General features: G+C 66.7%; 25 protein-coding genes, 1 tRNA gene and 1 pseudogene. 16 read left to right on the top strand and 11 right to left on the bottom strand.

Annotated elements, in window-relative coordinates; all coding sequences use genetic code 11:
* The coding region (locus AWC31_RS07385; protein ID WP_085143654.1) for a MinD/ParA family ATP-binding protein at nucleotides 1-1,134 on the top strand (1,134 nt) is incomplete at its 5' end.
* 6 nt (nucleotides 1,135-1,140) lie between these two features.
* Here the strand turns inward: AWC31_RS07385 and AWC31_RS07380 are convergent.
* The gene (locus AWC31_RS07380) at nucleotides 1,141-1,914 is read right to left on the bottom strand and encodes a helix-turn-helix domain-containing protein (protein WP_085143638.1); all 774 of its coding nucleotides are present in this window, start codon (nucleotides 1,912-1,914) and stop codon (nucleotides 1,141-1,143) included.
* A 385-nt stretch (nucleotides 1,915-2,299) separates the two neighbouring features.
* Here AWC31_RS07380 and AWC31_RS07375 point away from each other — a divergent pair, with 385 nt between their 5' ends.
* Entirely contained in the window at nucleotides 2,300-2,593 is a 294-nt protein-coding gene (locus AWC31_RS07375) for a WhiB family transcriptional regulator (RefSeq protein WP_067849798.1), read from the top strand.
* A gap of 206 nt (nucleotides 2,594-2,799) precedes the next feature.
* Here AWC31_RS07375 and AWC31_RS07370 read toward each other — a convergent pair whose 3' ends face one another.
* Nucleotides 2,800-3,066 carry a DivIVA domain-containing protein gene (locus tag AWC31_RS07370; protein ID WP_085143637.1) on the bottom strand — a complete coding sequence of 89 codons (267 nt, stop codon included), beginning with the start codon at nucleotides 3,064-3,066 and terminating at the stop codon, nucleotides 2,800-2,802.
* 46 nt (nucleotides 3,067-3,112) lie between these two features.
* On the opposite strand from AWC31_RS07370, the gene AWC31_RS07365 reads away from it, so the two are divergent.
* Entirely contained in the window at nucleotides 3,113-3,835 is a 723-nt protein-coding gene (locus AWC31_RS07365) for a pirin family protein (protein ID WP_085143653.1), read from the top strand.
* Here AWC31_RS07365 and AWC31_RS07360 read toward each other — a convergent pair.
* Nucleotides 3,832-4,335: a pyridoxamine 5'-phosphate oxidase family protein gene (locus tag AWC31_RS07360; protein ID WP_085143636.1), complete on the bottom strand. Its 504-nt coding sequence runs from the start codon at nucleotides 4,333-4,335 to the stop codon at nucleotides 3,832-3,834. The two genes, AWC31_RS07365 and AWC31_RS07360, sit on opposite strands and share 4 nt — an antisense overlap.
* 116 nt (nucleotides 4,336-4,451) lie before the next feature.
* Between AWC31_RS07360 and AWC31_RS07355 the strand changes: the two genes are divergently transcribed.
* Nucleotides 4,452-5,363: a DUF8017 domain-containing protein gene (locus AWC31_RS07355; protein WP_085143635.1), complete on the top strand. Its 912-nt coding sequence runs from the start codon at nucleotides 4,452-4,454 to the stop codon at nucleotides 5,361-5,363.
* Here AWC31_RS07355 and AWC31_RS07350 read toward each other — a convergent pair.
* From AWC31_RS07350 to AWC31_RS07340, 3 genes are read right to left on the bottom strand one after another with little or no spacing between them, the layout of a single operon-like run.
* Complete coding sequence (locus AWC31_RS07350; protein WP_085143634.1) at nucleotides 5,360-6,517, bottom strand: hypothetical protein; 1,158 nt, start codon at nucleotides 6,515-6,517, stop codon at nucleotides 5,360-5,362. The two genes, AWC31_RS07355 and AWC31_RS07350, sit on opposite strands and share 4 nt — an antisense overlap.
* The gene (locus AWC31_RS07345) at nucleotides 6,510-8,972 is read right to left on the bottom strand and encodes a GAP1-N2 domain-containing protein (protein WP_085143633.1); all 2,463 of its coding nucleotides are present in this window, start codon (nucleotides 8,970-8,972) and stop codon (nucleotides 6,510-6,512) included. The genes AWC31_RS07350 and AWC31_RS07345 overlap by 8 nt, the downstream gene beginning before the upstream one ends.
* Nucleotides 8,969-10,990 carry a SaeA-related protein gene (locus AWC31_RS07340; RefSeq protein WP_085143632.1) on the bottom strand — a complete coding sequence of 674 codons (2,022 nt, stop codon included), beginning with the start codon at nucleotides 10,988-10,990 and terminating at the stop codon, nucleotides 8,969-8,971. Before AWC31_RS07340 ends, AWC31_RS07345 begins: the two co-directional genes overlap by 4 nt.
* A 205-nt stretch (nucleotides 10,991-11,195) precedes the next feature.
* On the opposite strand from AWC31_RS07340, the gene AWC31_RS07335 reads away from it, so the two are divergent.
* Nucleotides 11,196-11,816: a nitroreductase family protein gene (locus tag AWC31_RS07335; RefSeq protein WP_085143652.1), complete on the top strand. Its 621-nt coding sequence runs from the start codon at nucleotides 11,196-11,198 to the stop codon at nucleotides 11,814-11,816.
* Between the two features lie 8 nt (nucleotides 11,817-11,824).
* On the opposite strand, the gene AWC31_RS07330 is transcribed toward AWC31_RS07335, so the two are convergent.
* Nucleotides 11,825-12,466 carry an alpha/beta fold hydrolase gene (locus AWC31_RS07330; protein ID WP_085143631.1) on the bottom strand — a complete coding sequence of 214 codons (642 nt, stop codon included), beginning with the start codon at nucleotides 12,464-12,466 and terminating at the stop codon, nucleotides 11,825-11,827.
* A 46-nt stretch (nucleotides 12,467-12,512) separates the two neighbouring features.
* On the opposite strand from AWC31_RS07330, the gene ygiD reads away from it, so the two are divergent.
* Nucleotides 12,513-13,280: a 4,5-DOPA-extradiol-dioxygenase gene (gene ygiD, locus AWC31_RS07325; protein ID WP_085143651.1), complete on the top strand. Its 768-nt coding sequence runs from the start codon at nucleotides 12,513-12,515 to the stop codon at nucleotides 13,278-13,280.
* 19 nt (nucleotides 13,281-13,299) lie between these two features.
* Complete coding sequence (locus AWC31_RS07320; protein ID WP_085143630.1) at nucleotides 13,300-13,794, top strand: CYTH domain-containing protein; 495 nt, start codon at nucleotides 13,300-13,302, stop codon at nucleotides 13,792-13,794.
* On the opposite strand, the gene AWC31_RS07315 is transcribed toward AWC31_RS07320, so the two are convergent.
* Entirely contained in the window at nucleotides 13,795-14,343 is a 549-nt protein-coding gene (locus AWC31_RS07315; protein ID WP_085143629.1) for a TetR/AcrR family transcriptional regulator, read from the bottom strand.
* Nucleotides 14,344-14,395: 52 nt separating this feature from the next.
* Between AWC31_RS07315 and AWC31_RS07310 the strand changes: the two genes are divergently transcribed.
* The 3 genes from AWC31_RS07310 to AWC31_RS37345 all read left to right on the top strand — a co-directional run bounded on the left by AWC31_RS07310 (nucleotide 14,396) and on the right by AWC31_RS37345 (nucleotide 17,037).
* A complete protein-coding gene (locus tag AWC31_RS07310; protein WP_234816757.1) occupies nucleotides 14,396-15,649 on the top strand; it encodes an MFS transporter in 1,254 nt (417 codons plus the stop codon).
* A 203-nt stretch (nucleotides 15,650-15,852) separates the two neighbouring features.
* Nucleotides 15,853-16,740: a glycoside hydrolase family 5 protein gene (locus AWC31_RS07305; protein WP_085143627.1), complete on the top strand. Its 888-nt coding sequence runs from the start codon at nucleotides 15,853-15,855 to the stop codon at nucleotides 16,738-16,740.
* 135 nt (nucleotides 16,741-16,875) lie between these two features.
* Nucleotides 16,876-17,037 (top strand): hypothetical protein, encoded by a 162-nt coding sequence (locus tag AWC31_RS37345; protein WP_165765926.1) that lies wholly within the window; start codon nucleotides 16,876-16,878, stop codon nucleotides 17,035-17,037.
* Nucleotides 17,038-17,299: 262 nt separating this feature from the next.
* Here AWC31_RS37345 and AWC31_RS37105 read toward each other — a convergent pair whose 3' ends face one another.
* Together AWC31_RS37105 and AWC31_RS37100 are read right to left on the bottom strand one after the other, a co-directional pair.
* Nucleotides 17,300-17,701, bottom strand: a complete 402-nt coding sequence (locus AWC31_RS37105) for a hypothetical protein (protein WP_133060124.1) — start codon at nucleotides 17,699-17,701, stop codon at nucleotides 17,300-17,302.
* Nucleotides 17,702-17,725: 24 nt separating this feature from the next.
* Nucleotides 17,726-18,505, bottom strand: coding sequence for a hypothetical protein (locus AWC31_RS37100; protein WP_133060123.1), 780 nt, complete (start codon nucleotides 18,503-18,505; stop codon nucleotides 17,726-17,728).
* A 110-nt stretch (nucleotides 18,506-18,615) separates the two neighbouring features.
* Between AWC31_RS37100 and AWC31_RS38130 the strand changes: the two genes are divergently transcribed.
* The 4 genes and pseudogenes from AWC31_RS38130 to AWC31_RS07285 all read left to right on the top strand — a co-directional run.
* The gene (locus tag AWC31_RS38130; protein WP_272937907.1) at nucleotides 18,616-20,607 is read left to right on the top strand and encodes a GH-E family nuclease; all 1,992 of its coding nucleotides are present in this window, start codon (nucleotides 18,616-18,618) and stop codon (nucleotides 20,605-20,607) included.
* 57 nt (nucleotides 20,608-20,664) lie between these two features.
* On the top strand, nucleotides 20,665-21,066 hold the full coding sequence (locus AWC31_RS07295; protein ID WP_084356509.1) for an ankyrin repeat domain-containing protein: 402 nt from the start codon (nucleotides 20,665-20,667) through the stop codon (nucleotides 21,064-21,066).
* Between the two features lies 1 nt (nucleotide 21,067).
* The gene (locus AWC31_RS07290) at nucleotides 21,068-21,667 is read left to right on the top strand and encodes a DUF4241 domain-containing protein (protein WP_085143625.1); all 600 of its coding nucleotides are present in this window, start codon (nucleotides 21,068-21,070) and stop codon (nucleotides 21,665-21,667) included.
* A 180-nt stretch (nucleotides 21,668-21,847) separates the two neighbouring features.
* A pseudogene (locus AWC31_RS07285) lies at nucleotides 21,848-22,303 on the top strand (recombinase family protein); the annotation flags it as partial.
* 209 nt (nucleotides 22,304-22,512) lie between these two features.
* On the opposite strand, the gene AWC31_RS07280 reads toward AWC31_RS07285, so the two are convergent.
* A tRNA-Leu gene (locus tag AWC31_RS07280) sits at nucleotides 22,513-22,595 on the bottom strand.
* A 260-nt stretch (nucleotides 22,596-22,855) separates the two neighbouring features.
* Between AWC31_RS07280 and AWC31_RS07275 the strand changes: the two genes are divergently transcribed.
* Nucleotides 22,856-24,292 carry an FhaA domain-containing protein gene (locus AWC31_RS07275; protein WP_085143650.1) on the top strand — a complete coding sequence of 479 codons (1,437 nt, stop codon included), beginning with the start codon at nucleotides 22,856-22,858 and terminating at the stop codon, nucleotides 24,290-24,292.
* 131 nt (nucleotides 24,293-24,423) lie between these two features.
* The gene (locus AWC31_RS07270; protein WP_067849830.1) at nucleotides 24,424-24,891 is read left to right on the top strand and encodes an FHA domain-containing protein FhaB/FipA; all 468 of its coding nucleotides are present in this window, start codon (nucleotides 24,424-24,426) and stop codon (nucleotides 24,889-24,891) included.
* Nucleotides 24,892-24,896 lie beyond the last annotated feature (5 nt).

Raw genomic sequence — 24,896 nt, 5'->3', positions numbered from 1 at the left:
GCCCCCCGCCCCGACCCGTGGGACCAGCACCCACCGGGGTGGAAGATGCCACCCCAGCGCCCACCCGGCCCGCCACCGCAACAGCCCTACGGCCCGCCGCCCGGCCAACCGTGGCCCACCGAAGGAGGGTTCGCACCGGACGCCGGTGCGCCCGGCCAACCGCCGCACACGCCGCCGGCCATCCCGCCGGGCTCCTACGCCGACCGGATCAGGGTCAACGACCTGGTGCCGCAGCGACGCCAACCGCCCGGCAGCGGCTGGCGCCTGCTGGTGTACCGGGCCACGTTCGGCCTCATCAACCCGGGGCCCTCGCCCGAGGACATCCGCCAGGCCGAAATGGAAGCCAAGGTCAAAGGGGTCCTGCGCGGGCACTACAAGGTCGGCGTCATGGGCAAGGGCGGCGTCGGCAAGACGACGGTCTCCGCGAGCATCGGGTCGATGTTCGCGCACCTGCGCCAGGACGACCGCGTGGTCGCGATCGATGCCGACACCTCATTCGGAAAACTCGGCAGCCGCGTCGATCCCCGCGCGCACAGCTCCTATTGGGAGTTGGCCTCCGACAAGCACCTGGAGACCTTCGCCGACGTGCGCAGCCGGGTAGGCAACAACTCGGCGGGTCTGTTCGTCCTCGCCGGCGAGGGCAGTCCGGCCCGCCGCCGCGTGCTGGACGCGGCGATCTACCGCGAGGCCACGACCCGGCTGGACCGGCATTTCTCGATCTCGGTGGTCGACTGCAGCTCGACGATGGATTCGCCGGTGACACAAGAGGTTCTGCGCGATCTCGACGCGCTCGTCGTGGTGTCCTCGCCGTGGGTCGACGGCGCCGCGACGGCCGGCCAGACGCTCGACTGGCTGGCCGCCCGCGGGATGACCAGCCTGTTGCAACGGACCGTCGTCGTCCTCAACGACTCCGACGGCCACGCCGACAAACGCACCCGGTCGATCCTCGCCAACCAGTTCTCCGGCCAGGGGCAGGTGGTGGTCGAGGTCCCGTTCGACGGACACCTTCGGCCCGGCGGGGTCGTCGACATCCACGAGATGTCACCGCCGGTGCGCAAGAAGTTCCTGGAGATCGCCGCGGCACTGGCCGAGCATTTCCCGACACACGACGACCGGGCGCGCGAGCGGTCCTGAACCAGCTCAGCGCAGCGTCTTGATGACGGCTTCGATCGCGTGCACGGCCGCGGCATCCACCGGGTACTCGGCTTCCGCGCGCGCGATGGCGTCCTCGGAAACGCCTGCGGCTTGCGCGGTTTCGCCGACGGTGAGGTTGGCGTGGCGGCGCGCGGCGTACAGGCGCTGACCCAAGGTCGCCCCGGGGGCGGCGGCCGCACGCGTCGTCAAATCGTCGATCTGGCGACGGACCGCACTCAGCGCCTTGATCAACGCCGGCGTCACCATGCTGATCCTGGCCGCACGCGAGGCGACCGCCTCTAGCTGGCGGAGATCGGCGAGCATCGCCGTCACCCGTGGCGTGAACTCGGGATCGTCTTCGGCCGGCAGGGTGGGCACGGTCGACTCGAGGGTGTTGACGGCGGTGAGAACCGCCTGCGCGATCAGCGGCACCTCGTCGGTGCCGGGTACCGAGATCGTCGTGTCGGTTGTCGCCGCCGGCGGCGGCGACGGCGGTGCGACGGGCGCCGTCGGTGCGGGCACCGACCCGCCCTGGCGCAGCCGCGCGATGGTCCCGGGCGGCCACCGCAGCACTTCCTCGAGCTTCAGGCGCGTCCGCTCCCGGGGCCAGCTACGGCCCTTCTCGAAGGCGATCAGCGCGCCGGCGTTGATGATGCCGTCCGCCGCGAGGCTGCGCTGGCTGATGTCGAGCTCACGACGCCGCGCTGCGGCCGCGGCACCGGCGCGCACCAGCCCGATGTCGAATTCACCGGTAGCGAGATCGAACTCCGCATCGGTCATCTCGGGACGGTTCCTCGCTGGTGTTCCTGCAGAGCTGGGGCGGCCGAAAGTGGGCGCTGGACCAGTCAATCCTAACCCCCTACCGAAGCACCGCTACGCCTCGGATTCCGCGCGGTTTCAGCAAATTACATAGGTGCTACACCTTTGTCACAGCACAAACCGCACCGATGCTACGGATTGGATCCAGTCCCGTAAACTGCCCGCTGACGTGCAGTTTTGGATGCAACCCGTCTTTACCCAGGTGGCCACCGGTCGTTACCGATGCAAACTTCCGTAGCGGCGGCCTGATTCAGTTTCGGAGAAACTGTTGCATCGCTACGGTTGTTGCTATAGCGTTCTGCTCAACGCGGTGACCACCGCAACAGTCCCTAACAGGAGCAGCAGCATGAACGCACTCATGGCCAACGGAATCCCGCTCGGCGTGTGCACGAGCGACCCGGAACGGTGGACCTCCACTCCCGACGACGAGGCCAAGGTCATCTGCCGCGAGTGCCCGCGGCGCTGGCTGTGCGCCCGCGAAGCCTGCGAACTCCCCCGGGCCGAAGGCCTGTGGGCCGGCATCATGGTCCCCGAGGGTGGCCGGGGCCGGACGTTCGCGCTCAAGCAGCTCCGGTCACTGGCCGAGCGCCACGGCTATCCGGTGCGCAAGACCCGGCTGATCTTCCCCGACGCCGCCTGACGTGACTCATTGCCCTCTCGCCGCCGCGTTCGAGGGGACGGCGGCGGGAGGGCGACATTTCGAACGGGGGGGAATAGGGGCCCGGGGTGTGCCGTTACATTTCTCGACGGTGCCGGGCATGCCCCGGGCCCCATCCAAAACCGTCGCTGCGAGCGACCACTCGCCGTGAGGCGCACTGACGGCACCGTCCCCCAAACTTCTTCCCGCTACAGCTCGAGCGTGGCGACCACCGCGTCGAGCAGAGCATCCACCTCGTCCTCGTCATAGCCCCGCTGAAACATCGGGGGCTTCGGGAATCCGATGTTGCGAACATCGTCGGCACTGAGATGGCCCCGCCCGTCGAGGCGGCGCGCGACGAGTTGCAGAAAATCGTCGACCGACTTCTTGTCATAGCCCCGCTTACCGATCGGCGGCTTCGAGAACTCGGCATTGCGAACATCCTCGGCGGTCAGCACGCGGCTCATGGCGCTCATGCTAACCGCGGCGACTGCGGAAGCCGGTCGCATTACCGTGGGCTTCATGAGCAACACCGACACGGCGCCTGCCGAGGTCACATGTGCCACTTCGGCGTTCACCGGCGTCCTGCACGCACGCGAGGTGCCGCTGGGTGGGCCGCGGGCGCTACTCGTCCGACGCACCCTGCCGCAGCGCGAGCGATCGCTGATCGGCGCATGGTGTTTCGCCGACCACTACGGGCCGCACGATGTCCGGGCCAGCGGCCGCGGCATGGATGTTCCGCCTCATCCGCACACCGGGCTGCAGACCGTCAGTTGGCTTTTCGCGGGCGAGATCGAACACCGCGACAGCGCGGGCGTGCACGCGATGGTGCGGCCCGGCGAGCTCAACCTCGAGGCCGGTGCGGTGCTGACGCTCGATGTCGACCCGGCGTACGAACACGGTGTGCTGTTGGACCAAGGGATCGTTCACGTCGGCGATACGCCGCTCGAGGTAGCTGACCTGGCCTACCAAGCTCCCGGCCACCAGCTGCTGCACCTCGCCAATCCCGCGGACAGCCCGGCGCGCGTCGTCCTGCTCGGCGGCCCGCCGTTCCCCGAGGAACTCGTGATGTGGTGGAATTTCGTCGGCCGCAGCCACGACGACATCGCGATGTATCGCGAACTCTGGCAGGACAACGACGCTCGCTTCGGCGACGTTTCCGGCTACCGCGGCAACACCGCGCGGTTGCCCGCCCCGCCGCTGCCGAACGGCAGACTCAAGCCGCGCCCGCGCCCGTCGAACTAGGCGTTGAGGTACTGCGCCGTGCTGCCGCCCACCGGCATCTCGGGCAGGCCCAGTTTCCGGTGATCCCAGCTGCGCAGCCTGCTGGGCACGACCCGGACCGCGATGCGGTTGTTCATCATCTGGTCGACGAACGGACGCATCTCATCGGTGTATGGCCCGGTGTAACGCTCCCACACGCTGATGCCAACGCGCAGTATGGTTTCCGGGTCATCGACGATCTCGGCGTCACCGTCGATCGATACCCCGCGCAGGGTGTTGTAGGTCAGGCCGTCCTCGATCATCACGGTGACCGTCGGATCGCGGCGCAGGTTCACGGCCTTCTGCGACTTGGCCTTGGTCTCGAACCAGATCTCGCCGTCGAGGACCGCGTACCACATCGCCACCAGATGTGGCCGGCCATTCGGCAGCACGGTGGCCATGGTGGCGGTCCGACTGCGTTCGACGAATTCGGCGATCTCGTCGTCGGTCATGACGATCTTTGCCCGCTCGTTCCTGCCCACGCATCGCCCTCTCTGCTCGGTGTGCTCACGATAAGCGGCCGCTGTGCGACGCGACACCGGGGTGTGGTGCGGTACCTATAATCCGGACAACGAACATTGCAGAGGAGCGCGCGGCTTTGACCGATCCCTCGAGGTATCCACCCGGGTGGAATCCGCCGCCCCCAGGCCCGTACCAGGGTCAACCGCCGGCGAACCCGTACTACGGCGGTTACCAGCCGGGCTACAACTGGCCGGGCTACGGCGAGGCCCCACCCATCCACGGCAGGCCCCCGAAACGGAGCAAGACCCCGTGGATCATCGCGGCAGTGGCAGCCGTTCTCGTCATCGCGATCGTCGTAGGCGGGGTGTTGTGGAGATTCAACTCCGGCGGGGAGGACACCGAGGCCGCCACTACGACCACGTCGGCGACCACGTCGACCACCGCTACCCCGGAATGTGAAGGACGGGTCGCCAGCCCCACGCCGCAGACTCCCCCGGACTGGATCGCCGTCGCGAGCCCCCGCGGGCTCGGCTACGACGTGCCGCCGGACTGGACCGTCAACAGCTGCACGACCATGATCGGCTGGGAAGTCCCGTGCCCGGACGGCCCGTTCGGCTTCTGCCCCGTCCGGACGATGACCGGCTCGGCCGAAATGCCCAACAAGCAGTGCCCGGACCTGCACCGCGGCGCCACCGGTGTCCCCGGCGCCAACAGCACCGACGACATCGACGAGGCCCTACAGCGCGAAACCCAACTGGTCGAGGACATCTATACGTCGAGAAGCGGTGTGGTGCCGACGGTTTCACTGGGCGAGCGACGCGAGCTGACCGTGAGCGGGGAACCCGCGGTCCAGGTCATCGCGACCGTCACCGGCATCGAAGCGAGCGAATGCACCGGCCCGTCGGCACTGCATTCGATGCTGGCCACCAAAGTCGAGGGTCAGCCGGGTTCGGTGATGTTCATCGTTTCGCTCGAACAGGGCTATCCCGGTGCGCCGGACCCGAAGCTCATCGATGAGATCGTCGCGACCCTGCGCAAGGACGACTAGAGCACGCCGAAGCTCGAGGTGACCCACCGGACCGGGTCGACGCACCGGAACGGCGCGATGCCCCTGGCGTGCAGGCGATTTCCGTTGGGCGGATGCCCGAGGGCGGACACCACGAAATTGCGGCTCGGCAGCCGGATGCCCGTGGCCGGGTTCTCGACCGCGGCGACGATCGAACCGCCGTGCAGCCGGATCAGCAGGCTGCGCACCTCCTCATGCAGGAGTTGACCGTCGACGTCGTCGTACTGCCTGCCGTCGGAGGTGTCGCGCAGGTATGCCGCACCGCCGTTGGACATGATCAGGCCCCACTCGGAGCCCTCCACCTCACGCAATGCACGCAGCACGTCGAACTTCGACAGGATGACGGCCAGCTTCGGCTGACCGGGGCGTACCGCCGTCAACAGGTTGGTCAGCACGGTGCGCGGATCCCCGCCGCTGACCACCTGCGCCGGCAGTAGATCGTGCAGTTGATCGCGGATCGTCTTGACCCGCAACGGGTCGAACATGAAGAACACCGCGTCCGCGTGCGCGAAGAACTGGAACGGTGGCGCGTGCAGATCGCCGGACTCCATGTCTTCGCCCGCGACATCGCGCAGCACGAGGTAGCGGCGCACCCCGTGCCAGGTCCCTATCGAAAACATCAGGGGCTCACGGTGATCGGAGGTCTGGGTGTGCACCGTCGGGGTCGGCGGAATCAAACCCCGCTGCACATAGAGCGGTGCCTCGTAGTTCGTGGCATAGGCGTGGGCCGTACCACGTGTGACGGGCTGCATCGAGAACCCGAACCGTTCGCACAACAGCTCGAGCTGCTTGACCAGCACCGCGATGTAGAGGCTCTTGCCGGTCGCGCGGGCACCGGCCAGCGCGATGCAGATGGCGTGCCCCTCACGCCAGCCGTCGGGCAACGTGAAATGGCATACCGGGCAGATCTCCACGGCGGGCCCCTGCAGCGCCCGGCTGGCCTCCGATATCGGCGGCGGCGGGCCGTTGTAGCCGGGGCTGCGCGACCAGGTGTAGAGCGGGCCGCAGTCGGCAGGAGCGCCCGTATACGCCGATGCGACCTCGTCGCGGTAACGCGTGCCACCGGCTTGCGCGGGCAAGGTCCACAGATGCTGGTTGGGACTCAGCGTCGCGAAGCACCGCGGGCATTTACTCATGCCTGCCACCACTCCCCCGTAGTCGCGCGGCCAGCGACGTGTGCGCGTCGCCCCGCCGTGCCAACAACCTGCTCACCATCTTGCGGTATCCCCGCACCGTGCCCTCCGACGAGTCACCCGACAACTGCGCCATCAGCATCGTCACGCTGTCGGCGTCGTTCTCGTCGCCGGGCAGGGTGGCGGCCACCCGCTCGGCCAGCTGGTTGACCAGATCGTGGACCGCATCGAGCGGCACGTCGGCGGCCTCCGCGGCCGCTGACCGCAGCAGACTGATCGCAAGCACCGCGTACGGCGCGATGTGGCGGTCGGCGACGATGGGTAGCACGCGGTCCACCGCGTCGGGTCCATGCGCCGCGACCAGTCCGTTGCATGCCTGCGGATACGGTTGCCCCGCAAGTACTCCCAGCAGAGCGAAGGCCAGCAGCCGCACCGCGAAGTCGGCATGCACACCGCTCGGTTCGATGCCGGCCAGGACGTCATCCCACAACGGCGCGTACGCGCGCTGATGCGTCTCGAGGTAGCGCTGCTGCAGCCACTCCTTTGGGCCGATGTGACGGACCGCGGCGCACGCCACCGCGAAACTGTCGCCGTTCGCGTCGATCACCATGCCTGCCAGGTGGTCGAGGGCGGCGGAATCAGGAGCGCCGACGAGAGTCCGCAGCGCGGCCGCACCCGGCAGCGGCTCGGTTCCGACCGCCAGCAGGAGGTCGGCGGGTTCCCACACCTGCGCGCTTGCCACCCGCTCGAACTCCGCAGGCTCGCTCACCCGCAACCACCACAGGTGGGCACCCGGATCACCGGGTTCGGCGGGGCCGCGGCGGCGAGTCCGGACGCCGCGCACCGCGGCACGGGTCCAGACGGAATCCCACGGGACGGCCTGCACGAGGGTCCCGGGCTGCGGCAGCCGGACGCTCTCGGCGAGCCAGTCGAGCAGCTCGTCGCCGATCGCGCTGCCGTCGACGTCGCCGTCCCGCAACAGCGCCGCGGCGAGCGCGAGCCTGCTCTCGGTGCTGATGCGCTGACGCAACTGGGCGTCACCGAGGCGGGGCACCACGTCGTCGACCAGTGCCGTGCGGATCCGCTCGTCGTCCACCCCCGCCCGCAGCAGCAGATCGACCACGCGCAGCATCCGTTCGGGCCCCTGACCGTCGGCCAGGGCCGTGCCGATCGCCGCGCGCAGTGGCCGAGGCACTGGTTTCCCGTGAAACAATCTCGGCCCCAACGGTATTGGCCCGATCTGCGACAGCCAGGTGTCATCCTCGATGGCCCGGCAAAGGTAGGTGGTGTCGGCGAACACGGCACCGGGCCCTTCCGGTAGCTCCTGCACCGCGCGCCACGCATCGGCCGTCGTGGTGCCCACCGCTGCCGACAACACACCGGCGATGGTGCGGGCGGCCACGGATCCGACCGCGATCCCCGGCGGCGAGTGCGCGGCGATCACCTCGTGCGCTTCCATCTCGGCGTCGGAGAACTCGGGGCGGCCCGTCACCGCCATCGCCATGGGCCACGCGGGGTGCAGGCCGTCGTCGCGGACCTGCTCCGCGACACCGTCGATGTCATCGAGCAGACGGCGCGCCGAGCCGGGGTCGAGGAGCACCACCTGGGCCATGGCCGACCAGGGCGTGACGGCCACGCTGTGCCCGCCCGCGGTGCGGTGCGGTTCGCCACCGAGCTCACCCAGTGACATGGTTTCGGTCTCGCTGATCGCCACCAGTCCGGACGGGATGGCGTCGAGATCGGCGATCGGCACCGCGGTGAGTACCTGGCCGCCGTGCGGATTGAGTTGATCGGCGCGGTCGAACGTCGAGAAACTCAGCTGCGCTGCGGTACCCGGGGACATCAGGAAGCTGATGAGCCCGATCCATTGGGCTGCCGAGTCGGCGGACTCGACCCCGAGCACCACGGGCGCGCCGCCGTCCAGTGCGGCGGCCACCGCATCGAGGAGACCGAACAGGGTCGCCAACCGCCAGGTGGAGGTGTCCAGCGCGAATGCGACGACGCTGTCTTTGGTGACCACTCCGCCGGGCGTGGGGTCGACGTCGGTCAGCGCTGCGCGGGCGACCGCGGCCGCACCGTACGGGTGCAGCCACTGCGGGGAGCGCCACCATTCGATCGCCCGCCGACGCGGATCGGGCGTGCGGTCCAGCAGCGCGTGGGCGAACACGTTGCCCGGGCGGCCGATGCTGTCCGAGCCCGCGGGCACGGTGTGCCAGTAGGCGGCTCCGGACTGCTCGGTGCGGCAGTAGGCGAGCCGGCGCGGCACCTGCTCGAGCTGCTCGGGCGTCGGGTAGTCCGGCGGCGGCTCCACCGGGCGGAACACCGTGCGCACCCCGGCGAGCAGCAGCTGGGTTTCCTCGGGCGTCAGCTCGCCGCTGGTCTCCTTGACCTGCCAACCTCCGACGGACCCCGCTGCGTCGAACGACGTGTAGGCCAACTGGCCGTACCGGGGTGTCACAGGGCCGCCGCGGTGAGTTGCAGGGTGTCCACCGGCGGATCGAGCAGTGCGATGACCCGCAGCTGCGCAGGCGAACCGATGTTGACGAACAGCCGGATCCAGCCCTGCAAGCCGCTGACGTTGGCGGCCCACAGCTCGCCGTTGCCCGATGTGGTCAAAGCCGACCAACGCAGTTCCTTGGTCGGGTGGTCGGCCAGCTGGCCCTGTGCGTCGAGCGGTGCCACGTCGACGGGTTGACCGTCGTGCACGCTCAGCGGCAGCCGCTGCGGATTGTTGACCAGAACGAAGCCCGGTGACCCCGGGACGTTGTGTTCGGCCCGTATCGCCACCGTGGCCGTGGTGGGAAAACCGTTGGGGTCCCGGCCGATTCGCACCGCGTACTGCAAACGGAGCAGGCCGCGGTACTCGATGCTGGAAAACGCACCCGTCACGCGCCGGCCACCCGCGAACGCCACCGGCGCCAGGTGCAACGAGCAGCCGCCGACCGGCAGCTGACCGGTGAGGTGCATACCGCCGTACTTCTCGTACTCCTCAAGCGAGATCTCGAAGGATCGACCGGTCAGACCGGTACGCGGATCGTGCCCCTTGGGTGCCAGGTACACCACGACGCCTGCCGCGCCGTCCGGCCAGTCGAACGTGAGCACCTGCTTGTTGCAGTACTCGGCCAACTCGATGTCGCGGATCGTGCCCGTTCGCACCGAGGACACCGTGCGGCCGAGCATCGCCCGTTCGCCGAGGATCGTGACCGGCGTGAAATACGCGCGGCTCCATTCCGAGGGCCAGGACACTCCCGTCATCGTCGAACGGCGGCGACCACCCGGAGCGGGCGTTTCGGAGACGGGATGGGTGAGGCGAAGGTCCGATGTGAGCCCCACCTGTTCGAGCGCGCCCTCGGGCAGCTCGATGGCTTCGGCACCGGCGCTCGGACCGCTCTGCGTGCGGTAGATCGCGACCTGTCCCCCGGCAGGCGGGGTCCATGACAGATCGCACGAGACGCCGTCGGCGCCGGATTCGACCGTCATGTCGGTGACGGGTGCGAGCGCCGCCGCGAGTTCGACGTCGGCCTCGGCAGCGTCCGACAGCCGGACGACACCGTCGACGTTGGCGGCGCAGCGGGCCCGGTACCGGTAGCGCTGGCCTCGTACGGGTTCGGTGTCGACGAAGCCCGCCAGGTTCTCACTGCCCGCGAGGATCCGGTACTGCGCCTCGTCCCGGTCGACCTCATCGATCGGGATCCGGAACACGTGCACCGCGGACACGCCCGGCGGCGCCGTCCACTGCCCGACCACCCAGCCGGCATCCTCCCGGACGTCGAATCCGGTGACGGGCCTGACCAGCACCGCGGTGGCGTAGAGTACCGGCTGGGCGGCTCGGGCCTGGGCGTGCGAGCCACCGGTGTTCACCCACACCTGGTAGTGCCGGACCGGCGTCAGCTGCGGCCGGTCATCGCCGGCGGCGGGCTGCTCGGTGACCGCGACCTGATGGGCGAGGTCCGGCGAGTAGGGCGCTTGATCGTCGGTGCTGACCACCCGGTACATCACGACGCCGGGCGTCTCGTACCTCGGCCAGCTCAGCTCGACGGCGCCGCTCGCGCCATCCGGCCGGCGCACGGTGATGTCGTGCAGTGCCACCTGCTGGCTGCTGAACAAGAACGGGGCGAATTCGCCTGTCGGGACGACATTTTCGACCGTCGGCGGTTCCGCTTCCTCCACTGGCGGCTGCGGGTCATCGGGGCTGCGGTGTTTACCCGGGCTCGAGGCTTCGCCTGTCTGCGGCGTGGCGAGCTCGGACAGCAGCCGGGCCATCTCGTCGGCGTGCTCGGCCACCGACCCCGGCAGCATCGCGCGGATCTGCTCGACATCGGTACGGCCCGATCTCAACACCAGGCGCAGATGCGCCTCCTTGAAGCTGCGCGGCGCGACCGCGCCGGAGTCGACGAGTTGTTGGCGCCACGCCAACAGCGGCGCCAACCGGGGGTCGGCGTCGTCGTGGTCGTCAGCGGGGTGCAGGTCGGGCATCAAAACACCAAGTCCTCGCCGGATACGGGCACCGGATCAGAAGGCTCGAACAGCGGGCGGCGCCGCGTGCAGTGCTGCGCCAACGCTCCTCCAGTGATCCCGACGTCCAACCGGCAGCCTCGAGATTAGTACCGGGCCGCCTGCTGAGCGCCGCCAGCGCATAAGTTCGGTGAAGCGAACCGAAGGGAGTGCGATGTCCGACCCGATGTCCGCGGCCACCGACGACGTCTGGGAAGTCATGTCGACCTGCCGGACGATCCGGCGATTCACCGACGAACCGGTCGACGATGCCGTCCTCAACCGATGCCTGCAGGCCGCGGCGTGGGCGCCGTCGGGGGCCAACGCTCAGGCCTGGCGATTCGTCGTGCTGCGCTCGCCCGAGCAGCGAGCCGTGGTGGCCAAGGCCGCGGCCCAGGCGCTGGCGGTGATCGAACCGGTCTACGGTATGAGCCGGCCCGCCGACGACGACACCAGCCGGCGGGCCAGGACGAACCGCGCCACGTACGAATTGCACGATCGCGCAGGAGAATTCACCTCGGTGCTGTTCACGCAGCAGAAGTTCCCGACGGCTTCGGAGTTGTTGCTCGGCGGTTCGATCTTCCCGGCGATGCAGAACTTCCTGCTGGCGGCGCGGGCGCAGGGCCTCGGCGCGTGCCTGACGAGCTGGGCGTCCTACGGCGGCGAACAGCTCATCCGCGACGCCGTGGGCGTACCGCCGGACTGGATGTTGGCCGGGCACGTCGTGGTGGGCTGGCCGCGCGGCAGGCACGGACCGGTTCGCCGTCGCCCGCTCGCGGAGTTGGTGGCCACGGATTATTGGGTCTGACGCGGCTATCAGGCCAGGTAATCGACGACGGCGTCGGGGTTCGACAGTGCCACCAGATGCCCACCGGGGATGACGTCCGCGGCGATGCCGGTGCGCTCAAGGGCCACCCGGCGCTGGAACTCGGCGGGGAAAAACCGGTCGTCGGCGCCGACGAGGACCTTGACCGCGATATCGTCCCAGCCGCCGAAGACGCACGGGTCGGCGGCGATCGCGTCGGTCTGCTCCTTTTGCTCGGATTCACCCTCGGCCGCGATGTCCGGCGGCACATCGTGCAGAAAGTAGGTGAACTCGTCGAACTCCTCGGGATAGCCGTTCGCCGCGGCCACCCGAGCTTCCTCGGCACCGACGTTGCCCCACCACTCCCCCACCGTCTCACCGGGCACCGGAATCATCGCGTTGACGAAAACCACTGCGGCGGGCCGGGTTACCCCGCATACCGCGCCGGCGGTGAAGCCACCCAGCGACTGCGCCACGACCACATCGCTGCCCTGGAGTTCGGCCAGCACGATGTCGCGGTAGTCGGGCAGCCGGCCGTCGCCAGGCAGGTCGACGGACACCGCGGTGTGCCCTCGGGCGCGAAGTCCCTCGGCCACCCGATGCCAGTACCAGCCGGCTCCCCCGGCGCCCGGGATCAGGACGAATCGCGTCATAACGCCACGGTACTTAGGTCACTACGCTGGCAACATGCCCACGATCATGCCTGCGGCGTTCATCGGTCACGGCAGTCCGATGAACGCCATCGAGTCCAACCGCTACACCGAGGCGTGGCGGCTCTTCGGGCAGTCCGTGCCGCGCCCGCGCGCGATCCTCGTGGTCAGCGCGCACTGGTACATCAATGCGACGGCCGTGACGGCGATGCCGCGGCCCCGCACGATCCACGACTTCTACGGGTTCCCGCGAGAGCTGTTCGCGGTCGAGTATCCGGCGCCGGGTCTGCCGGAGCTGGCCGAGGAGGTCAGCGACACCGTCCACCCGACGTGGGTGGGCGCCGACGTCGACAGCTGGGGCATCGACCACGGCACGTGGTCGGTGTTGGTCCACGCTTTTCCCGATGCCTCCATACCTGTTGTGCAACTGGCGATCAACGCGAACGAGCCCGCGGACTACCACCTGCGACTCGGGTCGAAGCTGGCCCCGCTGCGCGAGCGTGGCGTGCTCGTGTTGGCCAGCGGCAACATCGTGCACAACCTCCGCGGCATGGATGCCGAGCTACCCGACGGCGGCTACGACTGGGCACAGCGCTTCGACGACGCCGCGCAGGCGGTGATCGCCGACTCCCCCGCCGACGTCGCCACCCTTGACGGGCACGCGGACTACGCCCTTGCCGTCCCGACCCCCGATCACTTCATCCCGTTTCTGTACTTCGCCGGACTCGCCTCTGCCGGAACGGATTCCGTGAACACGCTGGTTCGGGGATACACCTTCGGGTCACTGTCGATGACGGCATACACGCTCGGTCGGTGAGATATGGAAGGCTGCTGGCATGGCCACTGAGAAACCTGGGACCGAGGTCGAACGGAAATTTCTGGTAGAGCCCCGTGGCCTCCCGACCGATGTCGACCGGCAGGCCGAACGCAAACTGGTCCTCAAACAGGGTTATCTCGCGGTCGCCGCGGACGGCTCCGAGACGCGGGTGCGCAGCACCGATGACGCATCGTTCGAACTGACCGTGAAGTCGGCCGGTGATCTGGTGCGTGGTGAATCAACCATCCCGATCACCCGCGAGATGTTCGAGGCGCTGTGGCCGAAATCGGAGGGCGCGCGAATCGAGAAGACCCGGTTGAGGATTCCGCACGGGCCCCACACGATCGAACTCGACGTTTATGCCGGCGCCCTCGACGGTTTGGTGGTCGCCGAAGTCGAGTTCACCGACGAGGCGGACGCCGCGACGTTCGCGGTACCGGAGTGGTTCGCGCTCGACGTCACGAGTGACAAGGCGTACAAGAACAAGAATCTCGCCACCAAGGGCAGGCCGTGATCACTTGCGGGATGCGTTCGTGCTCGCGATGATTCGGTCGATCACCTCGAGAAGCCCGTCATCGGCGTCGGTTCCGGCCGGATGGCCACCCAACGCAGTGGACAACGCGTTGTAATACAGCCCATCCCCGATCAGCTTGACGGCGCGGGCCACGTCGAGATCGCCGAGCGCCTCGTGCAAGACGTTCAACCACTCCCCCGACACCGATTCGATGACCGCGCGGGCCCGCGTGTCCCCGGCTTGCTGTAACCGCGCGACCGCGAGCAGGGCCCGGTCCAGTGGTGTGCCCGCGTAGTGGGAGGTGCGGATGTAGTGGCGCGCCGGCCCTTCGGCAGCGGTTCGCATCTGCTGCACGTCCTCGGCCGCGAGGAACTGCAGCCGATCGTAGAGCGCCTCGGCCAGGCGGTCCTTGGACGGAAAGTGGTACAGGAGCCCGCCCTTCGAGACCCCCGCCCGGGCTGCGACCGCGTCTAGCGTCGCGAAGCGTTCGCCCTCGACGGCCAGCAGATCCTCATAGGCGTCGAGGATGCGGTCGCGTGACGAAGCCATCGTGAGAGCTTACGACAGCCCTGTTTAACTGTACCGTCTGGACGGTATAGTGATGGCCTCGGCGTCCAACCGGCCCGACGGAACTGTGGGGAGGGTTTCAGTGCGGGCCTACCTCGATCTCGTTCGAGTGCCCGGCGTGGTGAACGTGACCGCGTCGCAGTTGTTCGCGCGTCTGCCACTGGGCATGCTCTCACTCGCGATTCTGCTGCACGTGCAGGGACTTTCAGGCTCCTATGCGCAGGCGGGCGCCGTCGTGGCGGCCGTCAGTGTCGGCCAGGCCGTGGCCATGCCGGTCACCGCGCGGCTGGCCGGCCGGCTGGGGGTGGTGCCGACATTGTCGGTTGCCGCGTTGGTCAGCGGCGCCAGCATGCTCGCGCTCGCGTTCGCGGGCTCGTCACCGGTCCTCCTGATGACGCTCGGTGTGCTCATCGGCGCATCGGTTCCCCCGTTGATGCCAGTGGTCCGCGCGCTGTACCCGAAAATGGTTGCCGGCGAAGGTGTTCGCGCACTGTTCGCGCTCGACACGACCGCCCAGGAACTGATCTGGGTCGTCGGTCCGGTTGGGGCCACGTTCCTCGCATCGGCCGTCTCGACCGCCGCGCCACTGGTCGTGTCGGCCGCCGTCACCGTCCTGGGAACGGCCTGGTTCCTCCTCAGTGCCAGGCGATTGCACCCGGGCGTCGCCGCCGGCAGATCGAGTTTCGGGCGCGTTCTCGCGAATCGCACCGTCATCCTCGCCATGGTGACGAGCCTGCTGCTCGTCGCGTCGTTCATGGCGCTCGAGGTCGGCATCGTCGCCGAACTGGGGCGCGACGGTGTCACGGCCGGTGCGGCGATCGCGGTGGCGAGCGTCGGCTCACTGATCGGCGGACTCCTGCTCGGACACCGTCGGCTCGGCATTGCCTGGGTCGTGGCCGCATTGGCGGCCGTGGCGACCGGCACGGCACTGTTCGGCGTCATCGACAACCTCGCGCTGCAGTTCGTCGCACTGTTCTTCTCGGGGCTCGGCTTCGCCCCGGCCATGTCGGCGCTCTACCTGTTCGTGTCACGTGAGGTCGCCGAACACTCGGCAACCGAGGCGTTCGGTTGGCTCAACAGCGGCGCACTCGTCGGCGGCGCGGTCGGCACCGCGTGTGCCGGCGTGGCAACCGAGGCACACGGCTCGATCGGGGCCGTCACCGTCGCGGCCCTGCTGGCGACGCTCGCTGCGTGCTGCCCGCTCGTCGCGCGAGCGGCGGGCCCGATCGGCGGCGTCACCGACCCACCGACCGATGCCGTCAGCCCCGCTGCACCGCCAATGCGGTGACCTCGTTCCAGTACGACGCGGAGGTTTTTCAGGGTATGGCAGCACTGCTCTTTGATGTCGCCCGTATCGATTAACCCCACATGACGCCCAAAGTTGCGGTGGCGCGTCGCAACTGCGCAAAGAGGATGTCAGCCGTCTCCCGTATGTTCCTGCTGCAGGATCGCCCAGGCTCCTGGGCGGACTGTCGAGAAGGGGGAACTGAAGTGACTATCGGTATCAACCAGAGCAACCTGTGTCAGTTGTCGTCATCTGCTCTGGCCACAACGCTCGACGGTATCGCCGAGATAGGTTTTGAGACAGTACGATTCGCTGTCGACTGGGGCTACCTCAGCAATGCCTTCGGTCAGACCAATTACACCCCGGTACGAGCGGTGAAGAACGCGCTGGACGCTCGTGGCCTGACCGCTATGCCATGCCTTGGCATCCACTATCCGTTGAATCACAGCTCCACCGGGTTCGGAAACTTCGTGGGCAAGTGCACGGAGATCTTCGGCAGCATTCCGTACTACGAGGTGTGGAACGAGCCCAATCTCATCGCGTTCAACATCGGCAGCCCGGCCAACTACGTCAAGTACCTCAAGGCGGCGGCGCCGCGCATCAGAGCCGTTGGGTCACAAGTCATCTCAGCAGGGCTGGCTGCCTACCCGACCTTCCAGTCCCCGCTGGGCAAGAACTGGTCTCCGGTGGACTGGCTCAACGGCATGTACGCGGGCGGCGAGAGTGGTGACTACGACCTGCTGGGCTACCACCCCTACAGCATCAAGGACGACCAGAACGCCACGTTCGTGGATCCCCGGACGAACCCGTTCGGCATCGCGCAGATCGACGCGCTCAAGGCGGTGCAGGCGTCCAAGGGCGACACCCGGCCGATGGCCTTCACCGAGGTCGGCTACATCACGCCCGGCAAGGTAAGCCTCGCGGACGCGTCCGACTGGCTGACATGGCAACTGGCCAACCAGGATCCCAACTTCCCGCCCACGTGGTTCTTCTGCTACCAGGACACTGCGGGCGATGGTGGTGGCTACGGGATCAAGGACACCGCAGGCGCTCCCAAAGGCGTGTACTTCGACACCGTCGCCGCGCTCGTTTAGCCCGCAAGAATGCGCGTTCGCTCCGAACGCGCATTCTTCTTTCTTAGCAACTTCACGGCCTTGTCGACTGCTGCGCTCAGCTTTGCCGAGCACCCTTGAGCGTACGGATCAAGCAGTGGCCCAAGGGAGGTCGCCATGCAGAAAAAGAACGTCGGTGCGACGGTGATATCGCTCGAGACACACCCTGCCTGGCTCGCGGCGCACCCCGATGCCGAGGCACTCGAGGCGGCGAAGCGACGCCACCCGTCCTATCAAGCGGTAACACCGCACCCAGTGTGGCCGGCCGACGCGGGATGACGCCGCGAGACAGCACCCGATATGGCAGCACCCAGCCCCCCGCATTGAAGTGTTCCCCGGAAGGTTGGAACGAGGATTTCGGATCTTTTCTAGGGCGTACTAGTGCAACCACGAAGTTGGTTTGACTGAGGCGCAGCGCAGTTGTCTAGATATGAGACCGCACCACGGTACGGGCTGACTCGATCGAATCCACCCCCAGGGAGAGCCGGGTGGGCTTACTCGATGAGGATGTTGAGATCGGTGGGTGTCTGCGGTTCGTCGGCTAGTTCCGGGATGGTGTTTGGGCGTAGAACCGGATTTGAGTAGGTCCGGTTCGGCCGACATCTACTCGCTGGAGCCATTCATCACCAACGAGCATTTCCCCAATGGCCAGTGTGGGTTCGGTGAGATCAAGACTTCCTGAGTAGATGAGGGTACCGAGCCCGGCGGGGTCAGCACCCTGATAGATCCGGACCGTCACGTTTCTGCCGACGCTTTCGGCAGTATCAGCCGACATGGTGACGATTCGGACTGAGTGACGACCGGCCACGAACGTGCCGGGGTCACCGAAGTCCGTTCCGCCACCGGCGATATCGGGATCAGGGCCGGAGTGGCCTGGGTCTTCGATGCGGACCATGCCGCCTGACGGGAAGACATCTAGTTGGGCGATGAGCTGGGTAGACATGACCGGTTCACCTCACTGCCAGTTCTACTTCTGACCTTTGCGGCGCTTTTTGTTGGTGCTCTGTTTCTTCTTTTTCTTGCTGCTGTTGTCAGAGTTCTTCTTCTTGCTGCCGTTCTTGGAACCATGCTTGTTCTTGCGATTCTCGCCGCCGCTGAAACTGGTGCTGTCTTGAGTGTTGTTGGTGACAACCGTTCTAGAAGTGTTGCCCGGACTGGGGGCGTTGTTGGCCTCGCGAGCACTAGCTTGGGCCCGGGCACGAGCGGCATCAGCGGCAGCGTCTTGCTGATTACGGCGCTTGATCGCACAGCGCGCACACCGTACTCGTCCATCGTCACCTCGGAACACGCGATCGTGCCCAATGTTCTGGTCCTTGAAGGTCTTGAGAACTTGCTCGGATTCTCGCGGGCCTTCCCACGCTGGAACTTGTTGGACACGCGACGCTGTGCCTCCGTTGGCGGTGGACTCCAGGGTGGACGCCAGCGGGTGACTGTCACAGGTTGAACTCCCCGGTATGGCGGGTTTGATGTGGCCCCACTTTGCCGATTCGCCGGTGCGGTTGTGCGGTTTGATTTGGGGACACCCGTTCTCGCCGAGTGAGCCGCCATCACATGTTGCAGCGAGCAACACCGAGGGTGCAGCATAGCAAGTTGCTTGCTCCACTAACCGAGTAGCTATCGGCTCGTCAAGACCTGTTCGTTTAATTTTGCCTTCATGGAAACCAACTGGCCGCACGAGTGACGCGACGCCCGCTATTACCGCTGCTAGTTGACGATTGCTGGTGGCGTTACATACAGTCTCGATCATTGGTGATCAGATAGCTGATTGCTCACTGATCGGGGGATGGTATGCGGGGGAACCATAGCTGGATCGCGGGTTCAGGAAACTTTCTGCGCGACGGCCAGCAAAGTACGTGGTTGGGGTGGCCGGCGCGTTGGCTGGCCGCGTTGTGCGCGGTGGCGGTCACCGTCGGCGGGCTGCACCTGGCCGCGCCGTCGAGCGGGGTGGGGCAGGCGGTGCGCACGGTGTCGGCGGCGCAGGGGTTCGCCGACGCCGCAGTCGCTGCGTTCACCGATTCGGCGGTCGGCTCCGATCCCACTCTGACCGTCGAGCAGCGTGGCGCCGGAATACCTGACGAGCCGGTGGCCGGGCTAACCGCCCAGACTCCGGCCGGCCCGGTGCAGGTGGTGTTGCCCGGCGGGCTCGGAAACGCCCAGCACACCGCGGGCGGGCAGGTCGTCTACCCGAACGCCGGCGCCGGCTTCGACCTGTTGGCCGAAAACACCGCCACCGGCACCCGCACCGTCGCCCGCATCAGCGACCCGGGCGGGCCGCGGATGGTCACCACCTTCGTACGCACCCCGGCCGACACCGTCATGCTCGCCCACACCAACGGCTACCTGACCATCAACAAAGCCACCCCGACCGCCGAGACCATCGGCATGTTCTCCCCAGCCGAAACCCGCGATGCCACCGGCCGATTGGTGCCCAGCTCGTATGTGGTCAAACAACTCGCCCCGCAGCTATATGTGCTCGCCGAGGTCATCGACCCCCAACCGCACACCACCTGGCCGGTCTATGTCGACCCACCCCTGCACCTCACCGGGACCGGCGGCACACCGCTGCCCCAAGGGTTTTTTGATTCGGTCACCAACACCGTCAGCTCACTCGCCGACACCGCGACCTCGGCAGTCACAACCGTCGCGTCGGCCACCGTCTCCGGCGCCAAAGCCGTGGGCGGGTTCGTCACGGAAAACCCACTCGAATCCGCGCTACTCGTCGGCGGTGTCGCGTTGGCGGTCACCGGCGTCGGTGGCCCCGCGGGTGCTGCGATGATCGCCTCGGCCACCGTCAACATCTCCAGCGCCGCCGTCGACATCGCCGCCGCCGCCATGCCCGACAACCAAGCCCTCGGCATCGCCTCCACGGTGCTCGGCGCCGCCTCCATGGTCACCCCACAAGGCGCGGCCAAGAAGGTCGTCACCGAGGGCGCCGAACTCGCCGTCGAACAACTAGGCAAGCACGCCGACGACGTCATCGACGTCGCCAAAGCCACCCCCACCCCGCCAGCGCAACTCGCCGAGGAGATCGCGGCCACAGCCAAACCTCCTGTCACGCCAGGGATTTCCCCGAAGGCGCCCAACGCACCGCCGGCGAAGACGCCCGAGGCCACACCCACAGCTGCGACCCACAACGCGTCCGACGCTGCCCCGAGCGTCGGCAAAGCTCCCGAGGCCTCACCGCACGCAGTCCCCGGTGGAGAAAACAGCTGGGCATTGCCACCAGCACGCGGCGATCGCCGCCTCACCACAGACATCACCGCACGGGTAAAACACCGTATCGGTACGAAGACAGGTATCAAGCGCTACTACGACCCAATGACCGGTAAAGAGATCGACCGCGCAACAAACGAAGTCCTGGGTAAAAAGCGCGATATCGGACATAAGCCCGGATATGAATTCCATACCACTCAACAGATGGCCCGCAAGCATGGCCTTTCCCGCCGCGAGGTTGTCGAATGGGAAAACGATCCCAGTCACCTGCGATGGGAAAACGAAAGCACAAATCGAAGCCGGAAGTATGAAAACCCACGCTCGGCCGACGACATGTACGACGAGTACAAGGGCTGGCTGAAACGGCAGGTCGACCAAGGCAACAAGAAGTTGGCCAAGGATCCCACTGCGCAACGCCGGCTCCGCCAGGAAGCCAACCCCACCCAGTCCAGTGCAAGTGCCCAACGCGACACTGCCCGCGAATCTGCACGCACCGCCAACAACAACGACGCTGTTACCAATAGCGATTCAAAACCGCGCAACGGTAAGAGTAAAGACAGTAAAAAGAACGACAAGAAAAACGAGAAGAAGAAAGACAAGAAGAGCAAGAAGCACCACAAGAAACCCGGCAAGTGACCAAATCACCGCGCACCAGGTCATCGCCAGACTGATTGAGATGGGAAGCTGATCGCTATGGCTCGCACACCGTTGCACATGTTTGGTATGGAGTACCGCCGCGACGAGTACCTGGGGTTGATCGCCAGCGGCGAACATGACGTCAACGCCCAAGACCTCGACGGTAAGACGCCGCTGCACTATGCCGCTGAGCAGGAACAGTCTGAGATCGTGCACGCGTTATTGGACGCCGGGGCTGATCCGAACATTCAAGAACGCATCCACGGCAACACCCCGCTATGGGAAGCGATTGCTGACATCGTCGAGCCCGGGGATCCGGTGATCGTCAAGATGATCGACCGCGGAGCCGACCCCACCATCGTCAATAACCACGGCCACACCCCGTTGGCGCTTGCACGTCGACTCGGCCGTAGCTGCGTGCCGCTACTTGAAGCCACAGCCAAAAACAAGCAGGACTGAAATGGACCTCAACACCTTCGTTGTAGGAAAGACCTTCTACTACAAGGGCGCAAGCGAACTCGAGCTTGGTTCGGTGGCTGTTCCCTCGGGCCGGCTGCGGATCCGCGACCCATTCTTTCCCCACCCCGGTCCTGATGACGGTTGTCTACTGATCGTCGCGCCGGGGACGTACCGCGTCTGGGTCACCCTCGTCGAAATCCCTGCCCTGCATGACGAAACCGAGCTGGAGACCCGCGAGGCCTACCTATCGATTGGCCTCAACGACCGCACGCCCACCGGCTTGGACTATGCCGATGCTCTGCTGCCCTCACCTCGGCCCAGCTTCGGCGCGATGACCGGCACCGATTCCGGCAACATCGCAATCTTCGACGACACCCTCACCGACATAGACCGACAACAACTATCCGACGAACTCGACGGACACCACCCACTGCCAGAGCTGTACGCCAATATCACCGTCGGCGACCGCAACATCGTATGCAGCCACTCAGGCTACGGCGACGGCGCATTCAACATCCTGCTCACCCACGACACCACCGGTCCGATCGCCATTCACGTCGACTTCGGAATCTTCGGCACCGACGAAGACGACGATGACTAACCCAGAGAACGGGGGTAAACACCGGGGGCAAGCGGGCCTGTCTCATTTCTAAACAAACGGGACAGGCCCCAAACCGCCACTCCCCAAGGCGGATCCCGCCAACTCGCGGTGTCTCATTTCTCGTCTCACACTGCGTGTCCCAAATGCTCAATGTCGGTGGTCAGTGAGACGGTCGCCGATATGGCAGTGATTCTCGGACACGCGCGTATAAGCACTACCGGCCAGGAGCTCGGCGCGCAGCTGGCGACCTTGGCTGCAGCCGGCGTCGGTGATGACAGGATCTACACCGATAACCTTTCCGAAGCTGCTAACACCGCCCGCCCCGCGCCTAGCCGCACTACTTGATTATGCCCGCGACGGGGACACCGTCGTCGTCACCGCCATGATCGACTGGGCCGATCTGTCGCGAAAGTCACCCGCACCATCGCAGATCTTGGTGAACGCCGAATTACATTGCGCGCGTTACGGGAAAACGTGGACACCAGAATGCCGACAGGTCGGGCCGGGGCCGCCATCATGGCGACGCTCGCCGAACTCGAGCTGGAGTTCGGCCGTTAGCGGCGGGCGGGCTCGCGTGATTCCCGACGGGCCCGCCGGCTGCCGGCGACCAAGAGGGACAAGCTGACACCGGAGCGGGCTGTCGGCACGCATCTTCAGATTCTCCGAGGCCTGTGCCCGCCCCCCCAGTGGATAGATGGCGCTTCAGCGATTACAGGGATTGACACCACCAAGTCGCCAGTACGGGTTGAAGGTCGCACCCGCCGACCAATCCCACCGGACACAAAGGCCACGAACTCTCAGTGAGTTCGTGGCCTCGCGCCTGCGGTTCGTAGAACCGCTCGTTGTGGGCGAAGGGGGACTTGAACCCCCACGTCCCGAAGGACACTGGCACCTGAAGCCAGCGCGTCTGCCATTCCGCCACTCGCCCGAATGACCGAGGCAGCGTATCACTGGGCGCGCTCGGTTCCCAAACCGTGCCGATCACGGCCTCATGAAGGTGAATGAATTCTTAAGGTCATCAAGATCACGTCATTGACCAGCCGCGATCCGATTCTCAGAGTTCTGTTGGTCCCGCATTGGCAGCTCAGGCCGATACCATGCATGTGAGCAGTGTGGCCAGAGCGACACGCGGTAGCACCGGCTGCCGATCTGGGCCATCAACGACGACGAGTGAAGGCGGGCGGTGACATGGGATTTGTCGACCGCATCGAACGCAAGCTCGAGTCCACCGTGGGCGATGCCTTCGCCCGCGTCTTCGGCGGCTCCATCGTCCCGCAGGAAGTCGAGGCGGCGTTGCGCCGCGAGGCGGAGTCGCGGGCCCGGACGGTCGCAGGCGGACAAGTTTTGGCACCGAACGAGTACGTAATTACCCTCAGTGGGACTGACTATCAGAAGGTAAGCGCCGATACTGACCTGACCTCGACCGCGTTCGCCAAGCATCTGGGGGGATTTATCCGTGATCAGGGGTGGCAAACGTATGGTGATGTGGTCGTTAGATTTGAGCAATCACCGAACTTGCACACCGGACAGTTCCGCGCGCACGGCGCGGTCAACCCCGATTCGACCGCCAGCGAATCCGCGCGAGCCCAACGCGACCATGCGTTCACCGCAGAATCAGGAGAACCACCTATGACCGATAACCCGAATTACCGCGGCGGCCAGGGACAAGGTCGGCCCGGCGACGATTACTACGACGACCGGTACGGGCGTCAGCAGGATGATCCGCGTGGCGGCCAGTACCCGCCGGAGCAAGGCGGCTACCCGCCGCGCGGCGGTTACCCCGATCAGGGCGGATATCCCGACCAGGGTGGCTACCCAGAGCAGGGTGGCTATCCCGATCAGGGCGGCTATCCGGACCAGGGTGGCTATCCCGATCAGGGCGGCTACCCCCCGCAGTCCTACGAGCAGCGTCCGCCCGCCGGCGGTGGCTACGGCCAGCCGGGTGGCGGGTATGACCAGCCGGCCGGCCGCGGGTACGGCCAGCAGCCCGGTGGGTACGGCCCGCCCCCCGGCGGCCAGCCCGGCTACGGCGGTCCCGCAGGCGAGTACGACTACGGCCGTCAGCCCGCACCCGGGCGTCACGATGACTACGGCAGGCAGGAGCCTCGCCCCGGCGGCGGTTACCCCGATCAGGGCGGCTACGGCGGTCAGTCGTACGGACGTCCGGAATACGGCCAGCAGCCGGATTACGGCCGTGGCTACGGCGAACCGGCACCCGGCGGCTACCCCGATCAGGGTTACGGCGAGCCGGCCGGCCGGGATTACGAGTACGGCGCTCCTGGCGGCGGTCAGGCCGGGTACGGCGGCGGCTACGGCGCGGGTGACTACCAGGCCGGTGGTGCGACCGTCACGCTGCAGCTCGACGACGGCAGTGGCCGGACCTATCAGCTCCGCGAAGGCGCGAACGTGATCGGCCGCGGCCAGGACGCTCAGTTCCGGCTGCCGGACACGGGTGTGTCGCGCCGGCATCTGGAGATCCGGTGGGACGGTCAGGTGGCGTTGCTGTCAGACCTCAACTCCACCAACGGCACCACAGTGAACAACGCACCGGTGCAGGAGTGGCAACTGGCGGACGGCGACGTCATCCGGCTGGGACACTCCGAGATCATCGTGCGCGTGCACTGAGCGTCGCGGACCGGACACAACGGGGTGACAAGCAGCCCGCTTCACCCTCATGCCCATCTCTGTCCAAGTATCGTGACGATGCCGAAGGTCGCTGAAGGACACCAACGGGACTGCCACGGAAAGGACGTCGGATGCAGGGGTTAGTGCTGCAGCTGACGCGCGTCGGCTTCCTGTTGCTGCTGTGGCTGTTCATCTGGTCGGTGCTGCGCATCCTGCGCACCGATATATACGCGCCGACGGGTGCGGTGATGGTGCGTCGTGGGCTTGCGTTGCGTGGTTCGCTGCTGCCCAATCGGCAACGACGCCACGTGGCGCGCCAGCTCGTGGTGACCGACGGCGCCCTTGCCGGTACCCGCATCACGCTGGGCAACCAACCGGTGCTGATCGGCCGGGCAGATGACTCGACATTGGTCCTGACCGACGACTACGCCTCGACGCGCCACGCCAGACTCTCGCCACGAGGTTCGGAGTGGTACGTCGAGGACCTAGGATCGACCAACGGCACATACCTCGACAGGGCGAAGGTGACAACAGCGGTACGGGTTCCCATAGGCACGCCGGTTCGGATCGGCAAGACGGTAATCGAGCTGCGCCCGTGACGCCG

The organism is Mycolicibacterium wolinskyi, from assembly GCF_002101965.1.
GTDB lineage: Bacteria > Actinomycetota > Actinomycetes > Mycobacteriales > Mycobacteriaceae > Mycobacterium > Mycobacterium wolinskyi.
This window is presented reverse-complemented; position numbering and strand designations above follow the sequence as displayed.

Excerpts from the sequence above, each read along its gene's own strand:
- ygiD (WP_085143651.1), top strand. The coding sequence starts at position 12,513 with ATGCCTGCGGCGTTCATCGGTCACGGCAGTCCGATGAACGCCATCGAG.
- AWC31_RS07380 (WP_085143638.1), bottom strand. The coding sequence starts at position 1,914 with ATGACCGATGCGGAGTTCGATCTCGCTACCGGTGAATTCGACATCGGG.
- AWC31_RS07320 (WP_085143630.1), top strand. The coding sequence starts at position 13,300 with ATGGCCACTGAGAAACCTGGGACCGAGGTCGAACGGAAATTTCTGGTA.
- AWC31_RS07375 (WP_067849798.1), top strand. The coding sequence starts at position 2,300 with ATGAACGCACTCATGGCCAACGGAATCCCGCTCGGCGTGTGCACGAGC.
- AWC31_RS07365 (WP_085143653.1), top strand. The coding sequence starts at position 3,113 with ATGAGCAACACCGACACGGCGCCTGCCGAGGTCACATGTGCCACTTCG.
- AWC31_RS07370 (WP_085143637.1), bottom strand. The coding sequence starts at position 3,066 with ATGAGCGCCATGAGCCGCGTGCTGACCGCCGAGGATGTTCGCAATGCC.
- AWC31_RS07270 (WP_067849830.1), top strand. The coding sequence starts at position 24,424 with ATGCAGGGGTTAGTGCTGCAGCTGACGCGCGTCGGCTTCCTGTTGCTG.
- AWC31_RS37345 (WP_165765926.1), top strand. The coding sequence starts at position 16,876 with ATGCAGAAAAAGAACGTCGGTGCGACGGTGATATCGCTCGAGACACAC.
- AWC31_RS37100 (WP_133060123.1), bottom strand. The coding sequence starts at position 18,505 with ATGATCGAGACTGTATGTAACGCCACCAGCAATCGTCAACTAGCAGCG.
- AWC31_RS07335 (WP_085143652.1), top strand. The coding sequence starts at position 11,196 with ATGTCCGCGGCCACCGACGACGTCTGGGAAGTCATGTCGACCTGCCGG.
- AWC31_RS07275 (WP_085143650.1), top strand. The coding sequence starts at position 22,856 with ATGGGATTTGTCGACCGCATCGAACGCAAGCTCGAGTCCACCGTGGGC.
- AWC31_RS07290 (WP_085143625.1), top strand. The coding sequence starts at position 21,068 with ATGGACCTCAACACCTTCGTTGTAGGAAAGACCTTCTACTACAAGGGC.
- AWC31_RS07350 (WP_085143634.1), bottom strand. The coding sequence starts at position 6,517 with ATGAGTAAATGCCCGCGGTGCTTCGCGACGCTGAGTCCCAACCAGCAT.
- AWC31_RS07340 (WP_085143632.1), bottom strand. The coding sequence starts at position 10,990 with ATGCCCGACCTGCACCCCGCTGACGACCACGACGACGCCGACCCCCGG.
- AWC31_RS07315 (WP_085143629.1), bottom strand. The coding sequence starts at position 14,343 with ATGGCTTCGTCACGCGACCGCATCCTCGACGCCTATGAGGATCTGCTG.
- AWC31_RS07310 (WP_234816757.1), top strand. The coding sequence starts at position 14,396 with ATGGCCTCGGCGTCCAACCGGCCCGACGGAACTGTGGGGAGGGTTTCA.
- AWC31_RS07330 (WP_085143631.1), bottom strand. The coding sequence starts at position 12,466 with ATGACGCGATTCGTCCTGATCCCGGGCGCCGGGGGAGCCGGCTGGTAC.
- AWC31_RS37105 (WP_133060124.1), bottom strand. The coding sequence starts at position 17,701 with ATGTCTACCCAGCTCATCGCCCAACTAGATGTCTTCCCGTCAGGCGGC.
- AWC31_RS07295 (WP_084356509.1), top strand. The coding sequence starts at position 20,665 with ATGGCTCGCACACCGTTGCACATGTTTGGTATGGAGTACCGCCGCGAC.